At 71.1% G+C, this 22039-nt stretch carries 18 protein-coding genes and 2 rRNA genes (1 of these 20 running past the window's edge); 5 read left to right on the top strand and 15 right to left on the bottom strand.

Annotation, left to right across the window (positions count from 1 at the left end):
- Positions 1-359 precede the first annotated feature (359 nt).
- Positions 360-986: an NUDIX hydrolase gene (locus tag OHS57_RS08725; RefSeq protein ID WP_328581563.1), complete on the bottom strand. Its 627-nt coding sequence runs from the start codon at positions 984-986 to the stop codon at positions 360-362.
- 112 nt (positions 987-1098) lie between these two features.
- Positions 1099-2808, bottom strand: a complete 1710-nt coding sequence (locus OHS57_RS08730; RefSeq protein ID WP_041991149.1) for a CTP synthase — start codon at positions 2806-2808, stop codon at positions 1099-1101.
- Between the two features lie 427 nt (positions 2809-3235).
- Between OHS57_RS08730 and OHS57_RS08735 the strand changes: the two genes are divergently transcribed.
- Genes OHS57_RS08735 through OHS57_RS08745 form a run of 3 tightly spaced genes read left to right on the top strand, consistent with a single transcriptional unit; the run spans position 3236 to position 7189 of the window.
- On the top strand, positions 3236-5044 hold the full coding sequence (locus tag OHS57_RS08735; protein ID WP_041991147.1) for a glycoside hydrolase family 15 protein: 1809 nt from the start codon (positions 3236-3238) through the stop codon (positions 5042-5044).
- 31 nt (positions 5045-5075) lie between these two features.
- Positions 5076-5534 carry a DUF2867 domain-containing protein gene (locus OHS57_RS08740; RefSeq protein ID WP_328581564.1) on the top strand — a complete coding sequence of 153 codons (459 nt, stop codon included), beginning with the start codon at positions 5076-5078 and terminating at the stop codon, positions 5532-5534.
- Between the two features lie 11 nt (positions 5535-5545).
- On the top strand, positions 5546-7189 hold the full coding sequence (locus OHS57_RS08745; protein WP_328581565.1) for a PucR family transcriptional regulator: 1644 nt from the start codon (positions 5546-5548) through the stop codon (positions 7187-7189).
- 413 nt (positions 7190-7602) lie between these two features.
- Here the strand turns inward: OHS57_RS08745 and OHS57_RS08750 are convergent, their stop codons facing one another.
- From OHS57_RS08750 to OHS57_RS08770, 5 genes are all read right to left on the bottom strand, one after another.
- The gene (locus tag OHS57_RS08750) at positions 7603-8709 is read right to left on the bottom strand and encodes a glycosyltransferase family 4 protein (protein ID WP_328581566.1); all 1107 of its coding nucleotides are present in this window, start codon (positions 8707-8709) and stop codon (positions 7603-7605) included.
- A gap of 166 nt (positions 8710-8875) precedes the next feature.
- Entirely contained in the window at positions 8876-10627 is a 1752-nt protein-coding gene (gene recN / locus OHS57_RS08755) for a DNA repair protein RecN (protein ID WP_041991144.1), read from the bottom strand.
- A 112-nt stretch (positions 10628-10739) separates the two neighbouring features.
- Positions 10740-11648: an NAD kinase gene (locus OHS57_RS08760; RefSeq protein WP_041991141.1), complete on the bottom strand. Its 909-nt coding sequence runs from the start codon at positions 11646-11648 to the stop codon at positions 10740-10742.
- Complete coding sequence (locus OHS57_RS08765; RefSeq protein ID WP_041991140.1) at positions 11645-12460, bottom strand: TlyA family RNA methyltransferase; 816 nt, start codon at positions 12458-12460, stop codon at positions 11645-11647. The genes OHS57_RS08760 and OHS57_RS08765 overlap by 4 nt, the downstream gene beginning before the upstream one ends.
- A 7-nt stretch (positions 12461-12467) precedes the next feature.
- Positions 12468-12761 (bottom strand): hypothetical protein, encoded by a 294-nt coding sequence (locus tag OHS57_RS08770; RefSeq protein WP_041991138.1) that lies wholly within the window; start codon positions 12759-12761, stop codon positions 12468-12470.
- A 42-nt stretch (positions 12762-12803) separates the two neighbouring features.
- Between OHS57_RS08770 and OHS57_RS08775 the strand changes: the two genes are divergently transcribed.
- Entirely contained in the window at positions 12804-13151 is a 348-nt protein-coding gene (locus OHS57_RS08775; RefSeq protein ID WP_041991136.1) for an SCP2 sterol-binding domain-containing protein, read from the top strand.
- Here the strand turns inward: OHS57_RS08775 and OHS57_RS08780 are convergent, their stop codons facing one another.
- The 4 genes from OHS57_RS08780 to OHS57_RS08795 all read right to left on the bottom strand — a co-directional run bounded on the left by OHS57_RS08780 (position 13152) and on the right by OHS57_RS08795 (position 17273).
- Positions 13152-13973 (bottom strand): ABC transporter ATP-binding protein, encoded by an 822-nt coding sequence (locus OHS57_RS08780; RefSeq protein WP_328581567.1) that lies wholly within the window; start codon positions 13971-13973, stop codon positions 13152-13154.
- Positions 13974-14064: 91 nt separating this feature from the next.
- The gene (locus OHS57_RS08785; RefSeq protein ID WP_328581568.1) at positions 14065-15105 is read right to left on the bottom strand and encodes a FecCD family ABC transporter permease; all 1041 of its coding nucleotides are present in this window, start codon (positions 15103-15105) and stop codon (positions 14065-14067) included.
- On the bottom strand, positions 15102-16112 hold the full coding sequence (locus OHS57_RS08790; protein WP_041996741.1) for a FecCD family ABC transporter permease: 1011 nt from the start codon (positions 16110-16112) through the stop codon (positions 15102-15104). Before OHS57_RS08790 ends, OHS57_RS08785 begins: the two co-directional genes overlap by 4 nt.
- A gap of 132 nt (positions 16113-16244) precedes the next feature.
- On the bottom strand, positions 16245-17273 hold the full coding sequence (locus OHS57_RS08795) for an HAD hydrolase-like protein (protein ID WP_041991128.1): 1029 nt from the start codon (positions 17271-17273) through the stop codon (positions 16245-16247).
- Positions 17274-17346: 73 nt separating this feature from the next.
- Here OHS57_RS08795 and OHS57_RS08800 point away from each other — a divergent pair, with 73 nt between their 5' ends.
- Positions 17347-18627 (top strand): DUF1015 domain-containing protein, encoded by a 1281-nt coding sequence (locus OHS57_RS08800; protein ID WP_041991127.1) that lies wholly within the window; start codon positions 17347-17349, stop codon positions 18625-18627.
- A gap of 93 nt (positions 18628-18720) precedes the next feature.
- Here the strand turns inward: OHS57_RS08800 and OHS57_RS08805 are convergent, their stop codons facing one another.
- The 4 genes from OHS57_RS08805 to OHS57_RS08820 form a co-directional block, all read right to left on the bottom strand.
- Positions 18721-19458 carry a tetratricopeptide repeat protein gene (locus tag OHS57_RS08805; protein ID WP_328585026.1) on the bottom strand — a complete coding sequence of 246 codons (738 nt, stop codon included), beginning with the start codon at positions 19456-19458 and terminating at the stop codon, positions 18721-18723.
- Positions 19398-20183: a hypothetical protein gene (locus OHS57_RS08810; protein WP_328585258.1), complete on the bottom strand. Its 786-nt coding sequence runs from the start codon at positions 20181-20183 to the stop codon at positions 19398-19400. Before OHS57_RS08810 ends, OHS57_RS08805 begins: the two co-directional genes overlap by 61 nt.
- 226 nt (positions 20184-20409) lie before the next feature.
- Positions 20410-20526, bottom strand: a 5S ribosomal RNA gene (gene rrf / locus OHS57_RS08815).
- 110 nt (positions 20527-20636) lie between these two features.
- Positions 20637-22039, bottom strand: a 23S ribosomal RNA gene (locus tag OHS57_RS08820) (it continues 1720 nt past the right edge of the window).

Genomic DNA, 22039 nt, shown 5'->3' on the forward strand with positions numbered 1-22039 from the left:
TCCCGGCTCCGAGCCGATCTGCGCCGCCGAGACGGAGGGCGACTCCTCCGACCGGGTCGGCGGCGCGGCCGGCTCGGAGGGGGCCTTGCGGCCGCGGCGGCGGGGTTTGGGGGACGGGGTGTCAGGCGTGGTCGGGCGCTGGGCTTGTGGGCCGTTTTGGTCGTTCACGTCCACCGCCTGATCCGTCACGGGCCACGCTCCGTCCGCCTGCGCACGAGCCGAGCCCGGCGGGTATCCGCGCGGGCGGATCGAGCCTAGTTCACTCTCTGCGACGGGTCGGTGCGAGCGCGGCCGGTACGTCCCCCGATCGGATCAGCATTTTGTCGGATCAGGGCCAGATCGGTCGGACCGAACTCAGGTCAGGACTCGAACGGCCGCGCCGGCCACGGCGCCTCCGGCGCCCGCAGCGCGTCCAGGCCCTCGCCCGCCAGTGCGGCCGACAGCGCCAGGACGCCCGTCACCAGGCAGCTGTTGTGCAGCTCGCCCGCGAGCACGCCCCGGACGAGGTCGGCCAGCTCCACCCGCGCGACCTCCATGTCCGCCTCCTCCTCAGCGACCTCGAAGCGGTCGCCGTCCGCCTCCGAGAGGTCGCGGGCGAGGAAGACGCGGACCGCCTCGTCGGAGCCGCCGGGCGAGGTGTAGATGTCGGCGAGTACCCGCCACTCCCCCGCCTTGATGTGCGCCTCCTCGTACAGCTCGCGCTGCGCCGCGTGCAGCGGGTTCTCGCCCGGTACGTCGAGCAGCCCGGCCGGGATCTCCCACAGCTTGTGCCGTACGGGGTGGCGGTACTGGCGCAGTACGACGACCCGGCCCGCGTCGTCGTACGCGAGGATCGCCACCGACCCGGGGTGGACCTGGTAGTCGCGCGTCGCGACGGAACCGTCCGGCATGACCACGTGGTCCGTGCGGACGCTGGTCTTGTTGCCGCGGAACGGCGTCCCGGTCTCGGTGACGCGCCATTCCTCGGGGGCATCCTTGATGGTCATGAAAGCGTCCTCCCACACAGCGGCCACGCGACAACGGAAAAACCGGGGCACCGGCCCTGAAGGGCCCGTACCCCGGCTGCCACCGTATCGTCCGGCCGTGACCGGACAGGACCTAGCTGCCCGCGCCGTCCGTACCGGACGCGTCGGCGCCGGACGCGTCACCCTTCGCGCCCTGCTGGCGCTCCACCGCCGCCTTGACCAGCCCCGCGAACAGCGGGTGCGGCCGGGTCGGCCGGGAGCGCAGCTCCGGGTGGGCCTGGGTGGAGACCAGGTACGGGTGCACGGCGCGCGGGTACTCGACGTACTCGACGAGCTTGTTGTCCGGCGACGTGCCCGAGAAGACCAGGCCCGCCTTCTTCTCCAGCTCGGCCCGGTACGCGTTGTTCACCTCGTAGCGGTGCCGGTGGCGCTCCTCCACGTACGGCTCGTCCGCGTACGCCGCGCGCACCAGCGAGCCCTCGGCGAGCTTCGCCGGGTAGAGGCCCAGCCGCATCGTGCCGCCGAGGTCGCCCGCGCCTTCCACGTACGCCAGCTGCTCCTCCATCGTGGAGATCACCGGATGGGCGGTGCCCGCGTCGAACTCCGTCGAGTTCGCCTCGGGGATCTCCGCGAGGTTGCGCGCCGCCTCGATCACGATGCACTGCAGGCCGAGACAGATGCCGAGCAGCGGGATCAGGTTCTCGCGCGCGTACTGGATCGCGCCGATCTTGCCCGTCACGCCGCGGTCGCCGAAGCCGCCGGGGATCAGCACCCCGTCGACCCCTTCGAGCTGCCTCGCGGCGCCCGCCTGGGTCTTGCAGTCGTCGGACGTGACCCATTTGACGTTCACCCGCGCCTTGTTGGCGAAGCCGCCGGCGCGCAGCGCCTCGGTCACCGACAGGTAGGCGTCCGGCAGGTCGATGTACTTGCCGACGAGCGCGACCGTGACCTCGTGGTCGGGGTTGTGGACGCGGTCCAGCAGATCGTCCCAGACCGTCCAGTCGACGTCCCTGAACGGCAGGTCGAGCTTGCGCACGACGTACGCGTCAAGTCCCTCGGTGTGCAGCACCTTCGGGATGTCGTAGATCGACTTGGCGTCGATCGCCGCGACCACCGCGTCCTCGTCGACGTCGCACATCAGCGAGATCTTGCGCTTGATCGAGAGCGGCACCTCGCGGTCGGCGCGCAGCACGATCGCGTCGGGCTGGATGCCGATGCTGCGCAGCGCCGCGACCGAGTGCTGGGTCGGCTTGGTCTTCAGCTCGCCGGACGGGCCGATGTACGGGAGGAGCGAGATGTGTACGACGAAGACGTTGTCACGGCCCACCTCGTGGCGTACCTGACGCACGGTCTCCAAGAACGGCTGGGACTCGATGTCGCCGACGGTGCCGCCGACCTCGGTGATGACGACGTCGACGTCGTCGGTGGCCATCCGGCGGATGCGGTGCTTGATCTCGTTGGTGATGTGCGGGATGACCTGGACCGTGTCGCCCAGGTACTCGCCGCGCCGCTCCTTGGCGATCACCGTGGAGTAGACCTGCCCCGTGGTGACGTTGGCCGCGCCGTCGAGGTCCACGTCCAGGAAACGCTCGTAGTGGCCGACGTCCAGGTCGGTCTCGGCGCCGTCGTTGGTGACGAACACCTCACCGTGCTGGAACGGGTTCATCGTGCCCGGGTCGACGTTGAGGTAGGGGTCGAGCTTCTGCATCGTGACCCGCAGCCCACGCGCCTTGAGCAGCGCACCCAGGCTGGAGGCGGTCAGGCCCTTGCCGAGGGAGGATGCGACACCCCCGGTGACGAAGATGTGCTTGGTCGTCGAGGATGTCGAGGATCGGTTCGGCATGGCCAAGAGGGGGCTCCCGTGGTCGCGGTCTGGAGTGCGTACCGGCCGCTTCCGCGCGCCGTCCTTGCCGGAGGTGCGGGGGCTGCCGTCGCTGCGGGTTCGGGGCCCCTTTTGCGTCGCAGGGAGACCACCGGTCCACGGGCTACCAGGGTATCAGCGACAAAGGGAGGCCGCTTCCGGCCACGCGTCGCCGCGTCTGTCCCTATCCGTACCCCTGCTCACCCCTGGCTCACCCGTTCGGCGGCCTCATGTTGCCGGGAGCGTGGCGCGGAACTACGAGGTGCGTCGTAAGCTGCTCGGACACTCGCTGCCGAGTCAGGCCGGAAAAGGCATCACCCCGCCCGTATTCCCGGAACAAACAGCTCGTCAACGACCCTTTTTGTCGCAGTAAGCGCCCCGCGGGGCGAACGTGGCCGTTCGACTGGAGATGCACGTGGCCGGGCGCATCGAGGATTACGCACTCATCGGAGACATGCAGACCGCTGCCCTGGTCTGCCGGGACGGCACAGTCGACTGGCTGTGCCTGCCCCGCTTCGACTCGCACGCCGTCTTCGCGGCCCTTCTGGGGACCGACGAACACGGTTTCTGGCGGCTCGGGCCGGCGTATCCGGCGGGTGCCAACCCGCCGCGCGCCGCGCGCCGCCGCTACGTCGGGGACTCGCTGGTCCTGGAATCGGAATGGGACACGCCGCGCGGTTCCGTACGCGTGACGGATTTCATGCCGCCGCGTGACGGAGCCCCGCAGGTCATCCGCATCGTGGAAGGCATAAGCGGCCGGGTGCCGATGCGCTCCACGCTGCGGATGCGCTTCAGCTACGGGCGGGTGACGCCCTGGGTGCACAAGGTCGACAACCGCACGGTGGCCGTCGCGGGACCCGACTCCGTATGGCTGGACACCGAGGCGGAGACCTACGGCAAGGACCTCACCACCTACTCCGACTTCACGGTGGCGCCGGGCGACCGGATCGCCTTCACGATCAGCTGGCAGCCCTCGCACCGCACGCCGCCCGCGCTGCCCGACCCCGAGGGCTCGCTGGAGGCGACGACCGACTTCTGGCGCGAGTGGGTCGAGCAGTGCACGTACCACGGCCCCTACCGGGAAGCCGTCGTCCGTTCGCTGATCACGCTCAAGGCGCTGACGTACGCCCCGACGGGCGGCATCGTCGCCGCGCCGACGACGTCCCTGCCGGAGGAGATCGGCGGCGTACGGAACTGGGACTACCGCTACACCTGGCTGCGGGACGCCGCGATCACGCTCTCCTCACTGCTGCGCACCGGCTACCGCGAGGAGGCGCGCGCCTGGCGCGAGTGGCTGCTGCGGGCCGTCGCGGGCGACCCGGAGAACCTGCAGATCATGTACGGCATCGCCGGCGAGCGTGAGCTGGGCGAGGCGGAGCTGGACTGGCTGCCGGGCTACGAGAGTTCGGGCCCCGTCCGGGTCGGCAACGGCGCGGCGCACCAGCTGCAGCTGGACGTGTACGGAGAGGTGACCGAGGCGCTGCATCTGGCGCACATGACGGGACTCGCCCGTAACGACTACGCATCTCTTCTCCAGCTCAAGCTGATCCGCTACCTGGAGAAGCACTGGGACCAGCCCGACGAGGGCATCTGGGAGGTGCGCGGCCCGCGCAGGCACTTCGTGCACTCCAAGGTCATGGCGTGGGTCGCCGTGGACCGGACGATCAAGCTGATCGAGTCGGGCGACGCCGACGGGCCGCTGGAGCGCTGGCGGGACCTGCGGGACGACATCCACCACGACGTGTGTGAAAAGGGTTACGACAAGGAACGCAACACCTTCACGCAGTCGTACGGCTCCAAGGAGCTGGACGCGTCCCTGCTGCTGATCCCGCAGATGGGCTTCCTGCCGCCCGACGACAAGCGCGTCATCGGCACGATCGAGGCGATCCAGCGCGAGCTGTCGACGGTGGACGGCTTCGTGATGCGCTACCCCACCGCGGGCGACGAGGCGGGCCTGGACGGTCTTGAGGGCGACGAAGGCGCCTTCCTGGCCTGTTCGTTCTGGCTGGCGGACGATCTCGCGATGATCGGCCGGGTCGACGAGGCCCGCAAGCTCTTCGAGAAGCTGCTGACCCTGCGCAACGACCTGGGCCTGCTGGCCGAGGAGTGGGACCCGCGCCTGCAGCGCCAGGTCGGGAACTTCCCGCAGGCCTTCAGCCATGTGCCGCTGATCGACACGGCGCTGCGGCTGACGGCTTCGGGCGCGTACGGCGGCTGAGGCCGTGGGCGGTCCGGCGGGTGATCCGCGCGTGCACCGGATCGAGGTGCCGCGCCGGATCACGCGGGAGGCCGGGTTCGCGGCGTTCGACTACGCGTCGGCGTTCGAACTGGCCTCCTCCGGCGCCCCGTCACGCGCACCCGAGAGCTGGGCGCGGGCCGTCTTCGAGGACGCTCCCCGGCTCCTGCGGTGGGTCCTGCTGCGGGGCTGGCGTCTGGGGCTCGGGCTGCGGCTCGGGCCACGCCCTTCGCCCGGCCATGTCCTCGGCTGGGCGGTCTCGGACGCCGGGCCCGACACGGTCACCCTGGGGGCGCGCTCGGGGCTGATCGACGCGCGCAACATCATCCTTGTCGAGGACAGCCGTGTGGTGTGGGTCACCTTGGTGCGCTTCGAGCGGCGGCCCGGTGGGCTGTTGTGGGCCGCCGCCGCGCCGGTCCACCATCTGACCGTCCCCTACCTGGTCCGGCGCGCCGCGCGGCGCGCCCGGTAGCCTCCGGCCCTATGGACGAACAGGGCGGAATCACCGTGCGGCGAGCGCTTGAGCTGCCGGGGTTGCGCAGTGGGCTGCCGGAGGTCGTGGCCTGCGGGGACCGGCTGGAGCGCCGGGTCCGCTGGGTGCATGCCGGCGAGGTCCCGAACATCGCGTCGCTGCTCAAGGGCGGCGAGCTGCTGCTGACCACGGGGCTCGGCCTCGGCACCCGGCCCGCCGAGCAGCGCGCCTTCGTCCACAGGCTGGCCGAGCGCGGCATCGCCGCGCTGGTGGTGGAGCTGGGGTCCAGGTTCGACCGGCTGCCCGCCGCGCTGGTGGAGGCGGCGACGGCCGCCGGGCTGCCGCTGGTGCAGCTGCGCCGCGAGGTGGCCTTCGTCTCGGTGACCGAGGAGGTGCACACCGAGATCGTCAACGGGCACTACGCGCTGCTGCGGCAGGCCGACGAGGTGCACCGGCGGTGCACGGAGGCACTGCTCGACGGCGGCGGCGCGCCTCAGGTGCTGCGCATCCTCGCCGACTTCGCCGGCAACCCGGTCTTCCTCGAAACCGCCGACGGGCGGCTGCTGTACGCGGCGGGCGCCGGCGAGACACCGGCCGGCGCGGAGCCGCTGCGGGTCGATCCGCTCCAGGTGTGGGAGGGGCTGCGCGGCCAGCGCACGGCCCGCGCAGCGGGACCGCCCGCGGACACCGTGCTGGTGGACGTGGCGGGCGGCGGCCAGGGCGCCGGCGGCGTACGGGCCCGGCTGGTGCTGCCCGCCGTGGCAGGACCGCCGCTGCCGGTGCACCGGATGGCGGCGGAACGCGCGGCGGGGCTCCTGGCGGTCGTCCTGATGCAGGCCCGCCAGGAGGACGAGCTGGCGGCGCGCGGCCGTGGTGACTTCCTCACCGATCTCGCGGAGGGCCGCGTCGGGTACGCGGACGCCCCCGCGCAGGCGAAGGTGCTCGGTTTCCGGCCCGGCGAAGGGCCGTTGCTGCCGGTCGTGATGCGGCTGGCGGCCGAGCCCGTACCGTCCGGCAACTGGGCCGTGCTGGCCCGTGCGGTGCTGGAGGAGCTGGCGTCGGTGGGCGTGCCGGTCCTGCTCGGTGTGCGCCCGGTGGAGGGGCGGGTACCGCTGCTGCTGGGGCTGCGCCAGGAGTCGGAACGTACCGCCGTCGCCGACCGGGTCGCCGTCGCGCTGAGGGCGGGCGTGGCACGGGCCGGCCTCGAACGCGGTGGCATGCGGCCGCCGGTCGTCGTCGTGGGCGTACCCGGCGGCTGGGCGGTGGCCGGCGCGGGCCTGCGGCACGCCGGTGAGACGGCCGCCGCGGCCCAGGGCCTGCCGGACCGCCCGTGGTACGACGCCCGCCGCCTGGACATCGACCTGCTGCTGTGGCGACTGCGCGAACACCCCGACCTGGCGGCCTTCGTGGACCGCGCGATCGGCCCGCTGCGCGCCCACGACCGGTCGTCGCGCCCGGCGCTGCTGCCGACGCTGGAGACCTACCTGGCGCACGCGGGACGCAAGGCGGAGACGGCGCGCGAACTGCGCCTGAACCGGCAGACGCTGTACAACCGGCTGGCGAGGATCGCGGAACTGCTCGGCACGGACCTGGACGACCCGCAGACGGTCCTGGCCCTGAGCCTGGCACTGAGGGCCCGCCGCCATACGCCATAGCCCCCGCGGTGTCGCCGTCCGGCGGGGGGTGCGGGTCTTGGTTGCGGTCTCGCTGTCCGGTGGCGGTGTCCGGGTCCTGCGGAGGGGGGTGTCCGGACTGCTTGTCGCATGAGCTCCTTCGCTTTACGTCCGGACACCCCCCTCCTCCGGCCCCGGCCCCCTCCCGTAGGCGGTCGCCCACACCGCCCGCGTCACCGCGGGCAAGCGGTGCCGTGCCAGCCGGGGGCTGAAGGGGGTCGTGCAGGGGTGGTGTCCGGAGCGTAGAGCGTGATTTGTGGCGCATCTCGGCGGTGGCTCCGCGTCACGGGAGTACGCGCCGTAAATCATGCAGCGCAGGACACGACCCCGGAACGACACCCGGCACGGACAGCAACCCAGACCCGCAACCAAGAACCGCGCCGGACGGCGAATCGTCAGGCGAACGACCAGGGCTGCGTCAACTCGTCGTAGACGCTCAGGACCTGGGCGATCGTGTCGTCCTCCGTCGGCCACGTGGCCGCCTGCGCCCGGCCCGCCAGGGCCAGTTCGTGGCGGCGCGCCGGGTCGGCCAGCAGGCGCAGCACCGCGCGGGAGAGCGCCGCCGCGTTTCCGTACGGGACGAGTTCCGCTGCCTCGCCCACGAGTTCGGGCACCCCGCCGACCGCCGTGGCGACCAGCGGCACCCCCAGCCGCAGCGCCTCTTGGGCGAGGACGGACCGTGCCTCCCAGCGGCTGGGCAGTACGGCCACGTCGGCGACGGCGAGCAGGTCGCTGATGTCGTCGCGCCTGCCGATCAGCTGGACCGGCAACTCGTCGTCCTCGATGCGCTGTTGCAGCTTGGCGCGCTCCCGGCCCTCGCCCGCCACCACGAGCAGCGGCGCCGGGTCGAGCGCGCCCCAGGTGGTGGTCGCGTCCAGCAGGACGTCATAGCCGTGGTGCGGCACGAGACTTCCGACCGCCATCACCAACGGGCGCTCCACCGCGCCCAGTTCGGCGCGCGCCTTGCTCTCGGGACGTTCCGGGCTCTCGGCTCCCGCCGCGCCGGTCCGGGGCGCGGGCACGGCCAGCGGGGCGAGCCGGGCGTCGCGGGCTCCGCGTTCCCGCGCGCGGTCGACCAGGCCCGACGAGGTGCCCAGCACAACGGCCGCGGCCCGTACGGCTCTTCGCTCCAGCAGCCGCAGCACCTGGCCGCGCGCCCCCTCGTCGAGGGCGCGGGTGTGCCAGGTCACCACGAGCGGCACTCGCCGGCCGCCGAGGGCGAGGGCGGTCCGTACGGCGGCGTGCAGTCCGTGCGCGTGCACCACGTCGGCGCCGACACAGGCCGCCCGCAGCGCGGCGACCGACGCCGGGTCACCGCGGCGCGGCACGGGGATGTGCCGCGCTCCGGCGCCCCGGAAGTCGTAGGCGTCGTCCAGTTCGGCGGGGGCACACACCGTCACGCGCACGCCCCGGGCGACGAGTCCCGCCGTCAGCGACCGGACGTGCGCGCTGCTGCCCGCACTGCCTCCGCCCAGCACCTGGACCGTACGCAGTTGTGTCACGTGGCCAAGGCTCCTGGATCGGGGGCGGGGTGCTGCCGCCGCAGCGGGTCTGCCGTCAAGGATGCCAGTCCGTACGCACGTTCCGGCACCGAGGAGGTGGCGTTCTTGCGTCCGCCAGCGCGATATCGGCCCGTTGAATCACTCACCCGGGTGAAGGTTCCGTAGATTACGCGTCGGCGCGTGCCGTCGCCAGGAGTTCTTCCGCGTGGGCCCGCGCCGTCTCGGAGTCCTCCTGGCCCGCCAGCATCCGGGACAGCTCCCGCACCCGGTCCTCGCCCTCCAGGACGGTCACGCCCGAACGCGTCACCGAACCGTCGTTGGTCTTCTCCACCAGCAACTGCCGGTCGGCGAAGGCGGCGACCTGCGGCAGGTGCGTCACGACCACCACCTGCGCCGACTTGGCGAGCTTCGCCAGCCTGCGGCCCACCTCGACGGCGGCCTTGCCGCCGACGCCCGCGTCGACCTCGTCGAAGAGATACGTCGGCACCGGGTCGGACCCCGCGAAGACCACCTCGACGGCGAGCATCACGCGCGACAGCTCACCGCCCGAAGCGCCCTTGGCGATCGGCCGGGGCTGGGCGCCCGGGTGCGGTGCGAGGAGCAGTTCGACCTCGTCCACGCCGTGCGTGCCGTACGTGACGGCGCGCCCGCCGACCTCGATGCCGGACGTCTCGTCCGCCGCCTCGGTCTGCCGGATGTCGAAGGAGACCCGGGCGTGCGGCATGGCCAGCGACGCCAGTTCCGTGGTGACCGCTTCGGCGAAGCGGTCAGCCGCCTCCGTACGGGCGTCGGTGAGTGCCTGGGCGAGCCCGGACAGTTCGGCACGCAGCGCGTCACGCTCGACGGTCAGCTCGCCGATCCGGTCGTCGTCGCCCTCCAGCTCGGTCAGCCGGGCGGCGCTCTCCTGCGACCAGGCCAGCACGGTCGCGATGTCCTGGCCGTACTTGCGGGTCAGCGCGGTCAGCGCGGCACGGCGCTCCTCCACGGCGCCGAGCCGCAGCGGGTCGGCGTCGAGGTTGTCGGCGTAGCTGGCGAGTTCACCGGCGACGTCCGAGAGCAGGATCGAGATCTCGCCCATCCGCTCCGCGAGCCCGGCGAGCGCCGGGTCGTGGGAGCGTACGGCCTCCAGCGCGCGGCCGGCGCCGCCCACCAGCGTGGTGGCGTCCACGCCCTCCGGGTCCTCGGGGTCGCCGGCGAGCGCGCCGTGCGCGAGGGCCGCGGCCGACGCCAGCGCCTCCGCATTGCCGAGCCGCTCGGCCTCGGCGGCGAGTTCGACGTCCTCCCCCGGCAGCGGTTCGACGGCGGCGATCTCGTTGAGGCCGAAGCGCAGCAGGTCGGCCTCCTGGGCGCGCTCCCTGGCGCGGGTCGTCAGCTCGTCGAGTTCGGCGACGACGGCCCGCAGCCTGCGGTAGGCGGCCAAGTACTTCGCGTGCGGTCCGGTGACGGCGTCGCCCGCGTACCGGTCGAGGGCCTGGCGCTGCCGGGCGGGCCGCAGCAGGCCCTGCTGGTCGGTCTGGCCGTGTACGGCGACGAGGTCGTCCGCCAGCTCCGCCAGCATGCCGACGGGCACGGAGCGGCCGCCCAGGTGCGCGCGTGAGCGCCCCTCGGCCGAGACGGTCCTGCTGACGAGCAGCGCGCCGTCCTCCAGCTCGGCCCCCGCCTCCTCGGCGCGCAGCGCGGCGGCCGATCCGGCGGCCAGCGTGATCCGCCCCTCGACGACCGCCGCCTTCGCGCCGATCCGTACGAGCGTGGGATCGGCGCGTCCGCCGAGCAGCAGCCCGAGGCTGGTGACGACCATGGTCTTGCCGGCGCCCGTCTCACCGGTCACCGCTGTGAAGCCGGGTGACAGCTCCACCACAGCGTCGTCGATGACTCCGAGCGACCGTATCCGCATCTCCTCCAACACGGTCATGACCATACGAGGTCCGAGCCCCCCTGTGCGACGGACCCCACCCCCCGATCGACCGGGCACCCGCGCCACCGCACCGGGCGTACCGGCTCCGACCTGCGGGAGCGGCGCCCGCCCGGGGTCAGTTCGGGGCTCCGCGCCAGCCGGAAACCGGCAGTGCGAACTTGGCCACCAGCCGGTCGGTGAAGGACGCGTGGTGCAGCCGCGCCAGCCGTACGGGGACGGCTCCGCGCCGTACCTCGACCCGGGCCCCCGGCGGCAGCTCGACCGTTCTGCGCCCGTCGCACCACAGGACGCCCTGCGGGGTGTCCTGCTGCACCTCCACGGCGAGCACCGTCGTCGGGGAGGTGACCAGCGGCTTCGCGAACAGGGCGTGGGCGCTGATCGGGACCATCAGCAGCGCCTCGACGTCGGGCCAGACGACCGGACCGCCCGCCGAGAACGCGTACGCCGTCGACCCGGTGGGGGTGGCGCAGACGATGCCGTCGCAGCCGAAGCCGGTGACGGGGCGGCCGTCGATCTCCAGGACGACCTCCAGCATCCGCTCGGGGGACACCTTCTGCACGGCCGCCTCGTTGAGCGCCCAGTCCCGGTGCACGACGGCGCCGTTGACGCGTACGACGACGTCGATCGTCATCCGCTCCTCGACCTCGTAGGCGCGCGTGACGACGCGGTACACGACCCGGTCCAGGTCGTCGCGCTCGGCCTCGGCGAGAAACCCGACCCTGCCGAGGTTGACCCCCAGCATCGGGACACCCGAAGCGCGGGCGAAGGCGGCGCCGCGCAGCAGCGTCCCGTCGCCGCCGAGCACGATCAGCAGCTCGCAGCCGTCCAGTGCCTCGGGGGTCGCGTCGGGGACCGTCTCCACGACGGAGCCCGACAGCGGCAGATCGGCCGCCTCGGCCTCCAGGACACGCACGCGCAGCCCGTTGCGCACCAGCCCGTTGACGACCCGCTCGGCACTGCGGATCGCCGCGGGTCTTCCGGTGTGGGCCAGCAGGAATACGGTGCGGTCTGCGTTCACGGTCAACGGGGTCCCTCCGCCACTGCACGGTCGACGTCCGCCGGATCGAGTGCGGGCGCTCCGGCGCTGAGCCACAGGAAGTATTCGACGTTCCCCGAGGGGCCGGGCAGCGGGCTCGCCGTGACCCCCCGTACGCCGAGGCCGAGTTCGGCGGCCTTCCCCGCCACGTTCTTCACGGTCGAGGCACGCAGTTCGGGGCTGCGTACGACACCGCCGCTGCCGAGGCGCTCCTTGCCCACCTCGAACTGCGGTTTGACCATCAGCACCAGATCGGCCTCGTCGGCCGCGCAGCGCACCAGCGCGGGCAGCACGAGGCCGAGCGGGATGAACGACAGATCCCCCACGATTACCTCCACAGGCACTCCCCCGATCAGGTCGAGCGTCAACTCGCGTACGTTCGTACGGTCCTTGACGGTCACCCGTTCATCGCTCCGCAGCGACCAGGCGAGTTGTCCGTATCCGACGTCCACGGCGACGACGTGTCCGACGCCGGCCCGCAGCAGTACGTCGGTGAAGCCGCCCGTGGAAGCGCCGGCGTCGAGGGCGCGCCTGCCGCGTACGGCGAGGCCGAGCGGCTCGAAGGCCGCGAGGGCGCCGGCGAGTTTGTGGCCGCCGCGTGAGACGTAGTCGGGATCGCCGTCGTCCTCGGTGACGACGACGGCCGCGCTGGTCTCGACCTGGGTCGCGGGTTTGGTGGCCGTGTTGCCGCCGACGGTGACCCGGCCCGCGGCGATCAGCTGGCTCGCGTGCTCGCGTGAGCGGGCGAGGTTGCGGCGTACCAGCTCGGCATCGAGACGGCGGCGTGCCAGTCCTGCCACGTTCGGTTCAGCTCCTGTTGTCGTACGTGAACGAGGCCGGCGAAGGCGACGCCGCCGGCGCCGGGGGCCCCGGGTGCGCCGGGCGCGCGTCGAGCGCGGTCAGGGTGTCGCGCAGGCCCCTGTGCACATCCTCGTACACCTCGACATGGCCCTCGGCGGGCAGGTGGTCCACATCGTCGAGGCGGGCCAGCTGGCCGTCCACCTCCGCGTTGCCTGTCGGGGTCCGCGGCACCCCCAGGGGCTGCGGTTCAGGGTCGTGCGGGCCGTCGCCGCCGGCCGTCGCAGCCATCAAGTCGCTCATGCCAAGACGCTACCCCGAAGGGGTGGGGTACCGTCGATCACGATGGCGACGAAGGAGGAGTGCCGTGGCGCACTCGACAAACTCTCGGACAACTTGGCAGGCGCGAACGGGAAGGTTCGCGACGCGGCCGGGTTCGACCGTTCCCTCAGCTGTCACATCACGGACCTCGACATCACCTTCACAGGGCGGCTGACGGACGGCCGGATCGAGGTGGCCGACACCCTGCCGGGTCCGCCGCGCGACCAGGCGCAGATCCGGCTGGCCATGGCGGGCGACGACCTGGTCGCGCTCGTGGACGGGGAGCTGAACTTCGTACGGGCCTGGGGTTCGGGACGGGTCAAACTGGAGGCGGGCTTCCGGGACCTGCTGCGGCTGAAAACACTCCTCTAGTCACTTCTCCGGGACTGCCGGCACGGCGTCCCTGCTCCTGGCCTTGCGGCCCGCGGGCACCACCAGCGGGGTGCCCGTCTCGGGGTCCTCGATGACCTGACAGCGCAGCCCGAACACCCGCTCCACCAGCGGCGCTGTGACCACCTCGGCCGGCGGCCCCTCCGCCACGACCGCCCCGTCGCGCATGGCGACGAGATGCGTGGCGTAGCGGGCGGCGTGGTTCAGGTCGTGCAGGACGGCGACGAGGGTGCGCCCGCCGGTCTCGTGCAGTTCGGCGCAGAGGTCGAGCACCTCGATCTGGTGCTGGATGTCGAGGAAGGTGGTGGGTTCGTCGAGGAGCAGCAGCGGCGTCTGCTGGGCGAGGGCCATCGCGATCCAGACCCGCTGGCGCTGCCCGCCGGACAATTCGTCGACATAGCGATCGGCGAGATCCTCGATACGGGTGGCCGCCATCGACTCCTGGACGGTCCGCTCGTCGTCGGGCGACCACTGCCGCAGCAGCCCCTGGTGCGGATAGCGGCCACGGGCGACCAGGTCGGCGGCGGTGATGCCGTCGGGCGCGACGGACGACTGCGGCAGCAGACCGAGGGTCCTGGCGACCTTCTTGGCCGGCAGCGAGTGAATGGCGGCGCCGTCGAGGAGCACCCGCCCCTCGGCCGGTTTGAGCATCCGGGAGAGCGCACGCAGCAATGTCGACTTGCCGCAGGCGTTCGGTCCTACGACCACGGTGAAGGAGTGGTCGGGTATCTCCACGGACAGATCACGGGCGATGATCCGCCGGTCGTAGCCGAGGGTCACCGATTCCGCGGTGAGGCGCTGCATGGGGGAAGCCTTTGCGATCGGGGGCGTTGTCGGGTCCGCCGGAGCCGTCGGATCAGTCATATGCGTCCCGCTTCTCATATGCGTCCCGCTCTCATATGCGTCCCGCCTTGCGTTCGGTGACCAGCAACCAGAGCAGGTAGCAGCCGCCGAGCACCCCCGTGACCACCCCGACCGGCAGCTCACGGTCGCCGAACGCGTTGGTGGCGACCCAGTCGGCGGCCAGCAGCAGTACGGCGCCCATGAGGGCGGAGGCGGCGAGGTTGGGGCCCGGCGCCCGGGTCAGCCGGCGGGCGAGCTGGGGCGCGCTGAGCGAGACGAAGGCGATCGGACCGGCCGCGGCGGTCGCCGCCGCCACGAGCAGCGCCGCCGCCCCCATCAGCAGCACCCGTACCCGCTCGACCGGTATGCCGAGCGCGTACGCCGCGTCGTCGCCCATCTCCATCACCCGCAGCGGCCTGGCGTATCCGACGACCGGCGGCGCGAGCACGGCGCAGAGGGCCAGCAGCGGCCAGACCTGCGTCCAGTCACGGCCGTCGAGCGTGCCGGTCATCCACAGCACGGCCCGCGTCGCGTCGTTCAGGTCGGCCTTGGTGATCAGGTAGTAGTTGACGGCCGTGAGCATCGCGGCGACGCCGACACCGACGAGGACGAGACGGTAGCCGTGCACGCCGCGCTTCCAGGCCAGCAGGTAGATACCGGCGCCGGTCAGCAGCCCGCCGGCCAGCGCACCCGCCGAGACGGCAGCGGCGCCGCCGTGGAAGATCACGATCACCCCGAGGGCGCCGACGGTCGCGCCCTGGCCGAAGCCGATCACGTCGGGGCTGCCGAGCGGGTTGCGGCTGACGGACTGGAAAACGGCCCCGCCGATCCCGAGCGCCCCGCCCACCAGCAGCCCCACCAGCACCCGGGGCAGCCGCAGGTCACGGACGATGAACTCCTGCGAGACCGTGCCCTTCCCGAACAGGGTGGCCACGACGTCGCCCGGCGACATCGCGAAGTCGCCGCTGCCGATCAGGACGACCCCGACGGCGAGCGCCGCCACCGTCAGCACGAGCAGGACGAGACCGGAGCGGCCGTCGAACCGTACGGACAGTCCACCGGGCGTACGGATCACCCGTGTCGGCGCGCTCACAGCTGGGCCATCCTCTTGCGGCGGACGAGTTGGACGAAGACGGGCCCGCCGATCAGCGCGGTGACGATGCCGACCTGCAGTTCCGAAGGCCGGGCCACGACCCTGCCCAGCACGTCGGAGCCGAGCAGCAGCACCGGCGCGAGCACCGCCGCGTACGGCAGGATCCAGCGCATGTCCGGGCCCGTGACGGTACGGACGAGATGGGGCACCATCAGCCCGATGAAGACGATCGGCCCGCACGCCGCGGTCGCGGCCCCGCACAGCAGGGTGACGGAGAGCATCGCGAGCACGCGCGTACGGGTCAGCCGCGCGCCCAGGGAGCGCGCCGTGTCGTCGCCCATCTCCATCGCGTTCAGCGGGCGGGCGATCAGCAGCGCGAGCAGCACACCGGCCGCGATGAACGGCCACACCTTGCCGACGGTCGACATGTCGGCGGAGGCGAGCGAGCCGACCGTCCAGAACCGCAGCCGGTCGAGCGCGGCCGAGTCCAGCAGCTGGACGGCGTTGACATAGCCGAACAGCGCGGCGCTCGCCGCCGTACCGGCGAGCGCGAGCCGTACGGGGGTGGCGCCACGGCTGCCACCGAGGACGTAGACCGCCACGGACACGACGGCGGCGCCGGCGAAGGCGAACCACACGTACCCGGTCAGTGAGGTGACGCCGAGGAAGCTGATCGCGGAGACGACGGCCGCCGAGGCACCGGCGTTGACACCCAGCAGCCCCGGCTCGGCGAGCGGGTTGCGGGTGAGTGCCTGCATCACGGCGCCGGCCAGCCCGAGGGCGGCGCCGACGAGCAGCCCGAGGACGGTGCGCGGCAGCCGTACGTCGGTGACGATCACGTCGTTGTCGGTGCCCGACGCGTGGAACAGCCCGTGCCACACGTCGGCGGGCGAAATCGACTTCGCGCCGACGGCGATGCTCGCGACACACACCAGGAGCAGCACGCAGAGAGCGAGCAGCAACCCGGCGGCGCGCAGGGTGCGGCGCGCGGGCGGCGCTGCGGGCAGGGGCTCCGCGCGCTGTTCGGAGGGACGGTCGACCAACACGCAAGTTAGGCTAGCCTACCCTGACAGCCGCCCTTCGAGGGGGGCTGCGTGCCTGCTCAGAGCCCTTGCCGACGCCCCTCAGCGCCGTACCGCTCAGAGACCCAGCTTCGCCAGCACCTTCCCCGCGTCGAGCGTGCAGGAGCCTTCCCCGGCCTGCGTCCAGGCAGCGGCGCACAGCGCACGCAGCCCGTCCAGCGCGGCGCCGTCCCCGTCGAGGACGAACGCGTCGTCGCGCACGGACGCCGTCCACCCGCCGCAGCCGAAGCCGCCGTCGGTGTCCGTCACTTCGGGCTGCCCGGTCAGCAGTCCGCGCAGATCCGCGTCCACGTACGTCGGCCGGTGCTTGGGCTCGGCGGCCAGGAGATGCGCGGCGTCCGTCACTCCGGTCAGCACCAGCAGCGAGTCCACCTCGCCGTTGAACGCGCCCTCGATGTCCGTGTCCAGCCGGTCCCCCACGACCAGGGCGTGCTTCGCGCCGGTCCGCAGGATCGTCTCCCGGTGCATCGGCGGCAACGGCTTGCCCGCGACCTGCGGTTCGGCGCCGGTCGCGATCCGTACGACCTCGACGGCCGCCCCGTTGCCCGGCGCGATGCCGCGCCCGCTCGGAATCGTCAGGTCCGTGTTCGAAGCGAACCACGGCACGCCCCGGGACACCGCGTACCCGGCCTCGGCGAACCTGCCCCAGGCGAGGTCGGGCCCGCCGTACCCCTGGGCGACCGCGGCGGGATCGTCGTCCGCCGACTCCACCGGTTCAAGCCCGCGCTCGCGCAGCGCGACCCGCAGCCCCTCCCCGCCGATGACCAGCACCCTGGCCCCTGCGGGCACTTGCTCGGCGATCAGCCGCGCCACCGCCTGCGCCGACGTGATCACATCGGCCGCCTCGGCCGGCACCCCCAGCTCCGTCAGATGCCCGGCGACGGCGTCCGGCGTCCGCAGCGCGTTGTTCGTCACGTACGCCAGACGCATCCCCGCGTCCCGCGCCGTGCCGAGCGCTTCGACGGCATGCGCGATGGCGGAACCGCCCGCGTACACCACACCGTCAAGATCGAGCAGAGCCGTGTCGTACGTCTTGTCCAGCGCTTCGCCACTGCTGCCCGGCCTGGACCTGCCCTGCTGACTCATCCGTCTTCCGCTCCTCGCTCGGGACCATCCCCCAGATCATCGCTCATAGCCGCATCCCACATACCATGCACAGATGAAGACGACAGGTGCGGCGCCCGACGGACTGCGGCTGCTCCCCTTCCGCGGCCTGCGATACGTCCCCGAACTGGTCGGCAGCCTCGCCGCCGTGACGTCACCGCCGTACGACGTCGTCATCAGGCCGGACGGACTGCAGCATCTCGAATCGGCGGATCCCCACAACATCGTCCGGCTCATCCTGCCGCAGGCCCCGACAGCCGACGAGCGCCACCGGCAGGCCGCGGAGACCTTGGCGCGCTGGCGGAGCGAGGGCGTCATCGCCCCGGACCCCGAACCCGCGCTCTACGTCTACGAGCAGCGCAGGGACGAGGTGTTGCAGCGCGGCGTCATCGGCGCGCTGGCCCTCTCCGAACCGGCGGACGGCATCGTGCTGCCGCACGAGGACGTGATGCCCGACATCGTGGCGGACCGCGCGGCCCTGATGCGTACGACGGCGACCAACCTGGAACCGCTGCTGCTGACCTACCCCGGCGGCGACGACGGTACGACCGGCACGGCGGCGGTCATCGAGCGCACGGCCGGCCGGACCCCGCTGCTCGCCACCACCACCGAGGACGGCTTCAGCCACCGGCTGTGGTCCGTCACCGATCCCGCCGAACTCGCCGCGATCGCCGCGGACCTGGGCAGCCATCAGGCACTGATCGCGGACGGCCACCACCGGTGGGCGACGTACCTCCGGCTGCGTACGGAGCACGCGGCCGGCGGACCGTGGAGCTACGGACTGGTCCTGCTCGTCGACACCAACCGCTATCCGCTGCGGGTACGGGCCATCCACCGGCTGCTGCACGGCATACCGGTGGCCCGCGCGATCGACGCCCTCGACGGCGCCTTCCGTGTCCGCACGATCGAGGGCCCGCTCCCGGACGCCCTGGACGCCCTCGGCGCGGCCACCGAAAAAGGAACCGCGTTCCTGCTCGCCGGGGACGGCCGTTTCCATCTGGTCGACCGCCCGGACCCCGGACTGCTGGCCCGGACGATCCCGGCCGACCGCCCCGCGGCCTGGCGGGAGTTGGACGCGACGGTGCTGCACAGCACGCTGCTCGACCACATTCTGCGGATCCCGGACGACCGCGAACACATCGCGTACATCCACGAGACCGACGCCGCGGTCGAGCACGCCGAGCGCAACGGATCGACGGCCGTGCTGCTGCATCCGGTACGCGAGGACGTCGTACGGGACTTGGCCCGCCAGGGCGTCACGATGCCGCGCAAATCGACGTCGTTCGGCCCGAAGCCGGCGACGGGCCTGGTGATGAGGAGCCTCACGCCGAGCTGAGTGCGGCTTCTGCGGGGCAACGCAAAAGGGCGGCGCCGGAACCCTGTTCGGGATTCCGACGCCGCCCTCTCGTCGGACTACACGGTCACTTCGTCACTTCTTGTCGTCGGCCACGTCGTCGCTGTCGTCCTGGTCGTCGTCTTCGTCGTCGGCCGCCTCGGCGTCGACGAACTCGATCCCGTCCAGCTCGGCGAGGCGGTCGGACGCGTCCGTCGCCCCGTCCTTGTCGGCCTCGATCGTCTTGGCGAACCACTCGCGCGCCTCGTCCTCACGCCCGGCCGACAGCAGCGCGTCGGCGTACGCGTAACGGAGCCGCGAGGTCCACGGATGAATGGCGCTGGACCCCAACTCCGGGCTCTCCAGGGTCACGATGGCGGCGTCGATCTGCCCCATGTCCCTGCGGGCGCCGGCGGCGACCAGCCGCATCTCGACCTGCCCCGCCTTGTCGAGCTTCCGCACCTCGGGCTCGCCGGCCATCGCCATCGCACGCTCGGGGCGGCCGAGGCCGCGCTCGCAGTCCGCCATGACGGGCCACAGGTCCACGCCGCCGGTCATCCGACGCGAAGCCCTGAACTCGGCCAGCGCCTCACCGTACTTCTGCGTCGCGTACGCGGCGAAGCCTGCGGCCTCGCGTACGGCGGAGACACGGGAGGCGAGCCGCAGGGCGATACGCGAGTAGGCGTAGGCCTGCTCCGGGTCGTCGTCGATGAGCTGGGCGACCATGACGAGGTTCCTGGCGACGTCGTCGGCGAGGGTCTTCGGCAGGCTCATCAGCTCCTGCCGGACGCTCTTGTCGATCTCGAACCCGGTGACCTCGTCGGGAATCGGCAGCCGCTTGATCGGCTCCCTGTCCCGCTCACGGTCGTCACGGCGGGTGTAGCCGCCACCACGGCTGTCGTCGCGCCGGTTGTCGTCACGCCCGCGGTATCCGCCACGGTCACGGTCGTCCCGCCGGCCGTAACCGCCACCACCGCTGGTCGTGGGACGGCCGCCGCGATCGTCACGACCGCCGGTCGGACGACCGCCACTGCTGGGACGCCCACCCGTGCTCGGACGTCCGCCTGTGCTGGGGCGTCCACCACGGTCGTCCTCGCGGCGCGGACCGCTCGGCCGGTCGTCACGACGCCCGTAGCCGCCGCCACCGCTGGTGGGACGGCCGCCGCGATCGTCACGACCGCCGGTCGGACGTCCACCGCTCGTCGGACGACCGCCACCGGTGGGGCGGCCACCGCCGGTCGGACGCCCACCGCTGGTGGGACGGCCTCCGGTGCTGGGACGGCCACCTGTACTGGGGCGTCCACCACGGTCGTCGTCACGGCGCGGACCGCTGGGACGGTCGCCGCGGTCGTCACGACGGAAGGAGGGACGGTCGTCGCGCCGGTCGTCACTACGCCGCGGCCCGCTGGGACGGTCGTCACGACGCGCGAAACCGCCGCCGCTGCCACCGCTGTTGGTGGGCCGGCCACCGCGATCGTCACGACCACGGTCGTCACGCCGAGGACTACTGGGGCGGTCGTCACGACGCGGGCCACTCGGGCGGCCACCACGGTCGTCACGGCCCCCACGGAACCCGCCCCGGTCACCACTGTTGTCCCGACGAGGCTGCTCGCGGTCGGGACGATCGTCGGAGGAGTTGGGGGACATGGGTTGAGCTCCTGTCTTCGGGTGACGCAGTCATTCTCGCGCAACCGGCTTTCGGGTGCGCATCATGCAGAAAAGGAAAAAACAAAAAAGGGCCCGTAGCCCAGCGTTGAACGCTGGACCACGGGCCCTTCAAAGATTGTTCGGCGGCGTCCTACTCTCCCACAGGGTCCCCCCTGCAGTACCATCGGCGCAATGAGGCTTAGCTTCCGGGTTCGAAATGTAACCGGGCGTTTCCCTCACGCTATGACCACCGAAACCCTATCGGGTCTCTAGCGAACAAGCACACTCTTCAATTGAGTACATACTGGTTCAACCGGTGCGAAACTGTTCGCAACCCGGGAACCACACAGTGGACGCGAGCAACTGAGGACAAGCCCTCGGCCTATTAGTACCAGTCAGCTCCAACCGTTACCGGTCTTCCACATCTGGCCTATCAACCCAGTCGTCTACTGGGAGCCTTAACCCCTCAAGGGGGTGGGAGTCCTCATCTCGAAGCAGGCTTCCCGCTTAGATGCTTTCAGCGGTTATCCCTCCCGAACGTAGCCAACCAGCCATGCCCTTGGCAGGACAACTGGCACACCAGAGGTTCGTCCGTCCCGGTCCTCTCGTACTAGGGACAGCCCTTCTCAAGACTCCTACGCGCACAGCGGATAGGGACCGAACTGTCTCACGACGTTCTAAACCCAGCTCGCGTACCGCTTTAATGGGCGAACAGCCCAACCCTTGGGACCGACTCCAGCCCCAGGATGCGACGAGCCGACATCGAGGTGCCAAACCATCCCGTCGATATGGACTCTTGGGGAAGATCAGCCTGTTATCCCCGGGGTACCTTTTATCCGTTGAGCGACGGCGCTTCCACAAGCCACCGCCGGATCACTAGTCCCGACTTTCGTCCCTGCTCGACCCGTCGGTCTCACAGTCAAGCTCCCTTGTGCACTTACACTCAACACCTGATTACCAACCAGGCTGAGGGAACCTTTGGGCGCCTCCGTTACTCTTTAGGAGGCAACCGCCCCAGTTAAACTACCCATCAGACACTGTCCCTGATCCGGATCACGGACCCAGGTTAGACATCCAGCACGACCAGAGTGGTATTTCAACGACGACTCCACCTGAACTGGCGTCCAAGCTTCACAGTCTCCCACCTATCCTACACAAGCCGAACCGAACACCAATATCAAACTGTAGTAAAGGTCCCGGGGTCTTTCCGTCCTGCTGCGCGAAACGAGCATCTTTACTCGTAGTGCAATTTCACCGGGCCTATGGTTGAGACAGTCGAGAAGTCGTTACGCCATTCGTGCAGGTCGGAACTTACCCGACAAGGAATTTCGCTACCTTAGGATGGTTATAGTTACCACCGCCGTTTACTGGCGCTTAAGTTCTCAGCTTCGCCACACCGAAATGTGACTAACCGGTCCCCTTAACGTTCCAGCACCGGGCAGGCGTCAGTCCGTATACATCGCCTTACGGCTTCGCACGGACCTGTGTTTTTAGTAAACAGTCGCTTCTCGCTGGTCTCTGCGGCCACCCCAAGCTCACACCGTAAAGATGATCACCAGGAATGGCCCCCCTTCTCCCGAAGTTACGGGGGCATTTTGCCGAGTTCCTTAACCATAGTTCACCCGAACGCCTCGGTATTCTCTACCTGACCACCTGAGTCGGTTTAGGGTACGGGCCGCCATGAAACTCGCTAGAGGCTTTTCTCGACAGCATAGGATCATCCACTTCACCACAATCGGCTCGGCATCAGGTCTCAGACTTAATGTTG

The organism is Streptomyces sp. NBC_00370, assembly GCF_036084755.1.
In the GTDB taxonomy this organism is placed as follows: Bacteria; Actinomycetota; Actinomycetes; order Streptomycetales; family Streptomycetaceae; genus Streptomyces.

What these genes read in the sequence shown, in the direction of transcription:
- OHS57_RS08730 (WP_041991149.1), bottom strand. Translation starts at nt 2,808, where the DNA reads ATGCCGAACCGATCCTCGACATCCTCGACGACCAAGCACATCTTCGTC.
- OHS57_RS08770 (WP_041991138.1), bottom strand. Translation starts at nt 12,761, where the DNA reads ATGAGCGACTTGATGGCTGCGACGGCCGGCGGCGACGGCCCGCACGAC.
- OHS57_RS08795 (WP_041991128.1), bottom strand. Translation starts at nt 17,273, where the DNA reads ATGAGTCAGCAGGGCAGGTCCAGGCCGGGCAGCAGTGGCGAAGCGCTG.
- OHS57_RS08775 (WP_041991136.1), top strand. Translation starts at nt 12,804, where the DNA reads ATGGCGACGAAGGAGGAGTGCCGTGGCGCACTCGACAAACTCTCGGAC.
- recN (WP_041991144.1), bottom strand. Translation starts at nt 10,627, where the DNA reads ATGGTCATGACCGTGTTGGAGGAGATGCGGATACGGTCGCTCGGAGTC.
- OHS57_RS08725 (WP_328581563.1), bottom strand. Translation starts at nt 986, where the DNA reads ATGACCATCAAGGATGCCCCCGAGGAATGGCGCGTCACCGAGACCGGG.
- OHS57_RS08745 (WP_328581565.1), top strand. Translation starts at nt 5,546, where the DNA reads ATGGACGAACAGGGCGGAATCACCGTGCGGCGAGCGCTTGAGCTGCCG.
- OHS57_RS08780 (WP_328581567.1), bottom strand. Translation starts at nt 13,973, where the DNA reads ATGCAGCGCCTCACCGCGGAATCGGTGACCCTCGGCTACGACCGGCGG.
- OHS57_RS08800 (WP_041991127.1), top strand. Translation starts at nt 17,347, where the DNA reads ATGAAGACGACAGGTGCGGCGCCCGACGGACTGCGGCTGCTCCCCTTC.
- OHS57_RS08735 (WP_041991147.1), top strand. Translation starts at nt 3,236, where the DNA reads ATGCACGTGGCCGGGCGCATCGAGGATTACGCACTCATCGGAGACATG.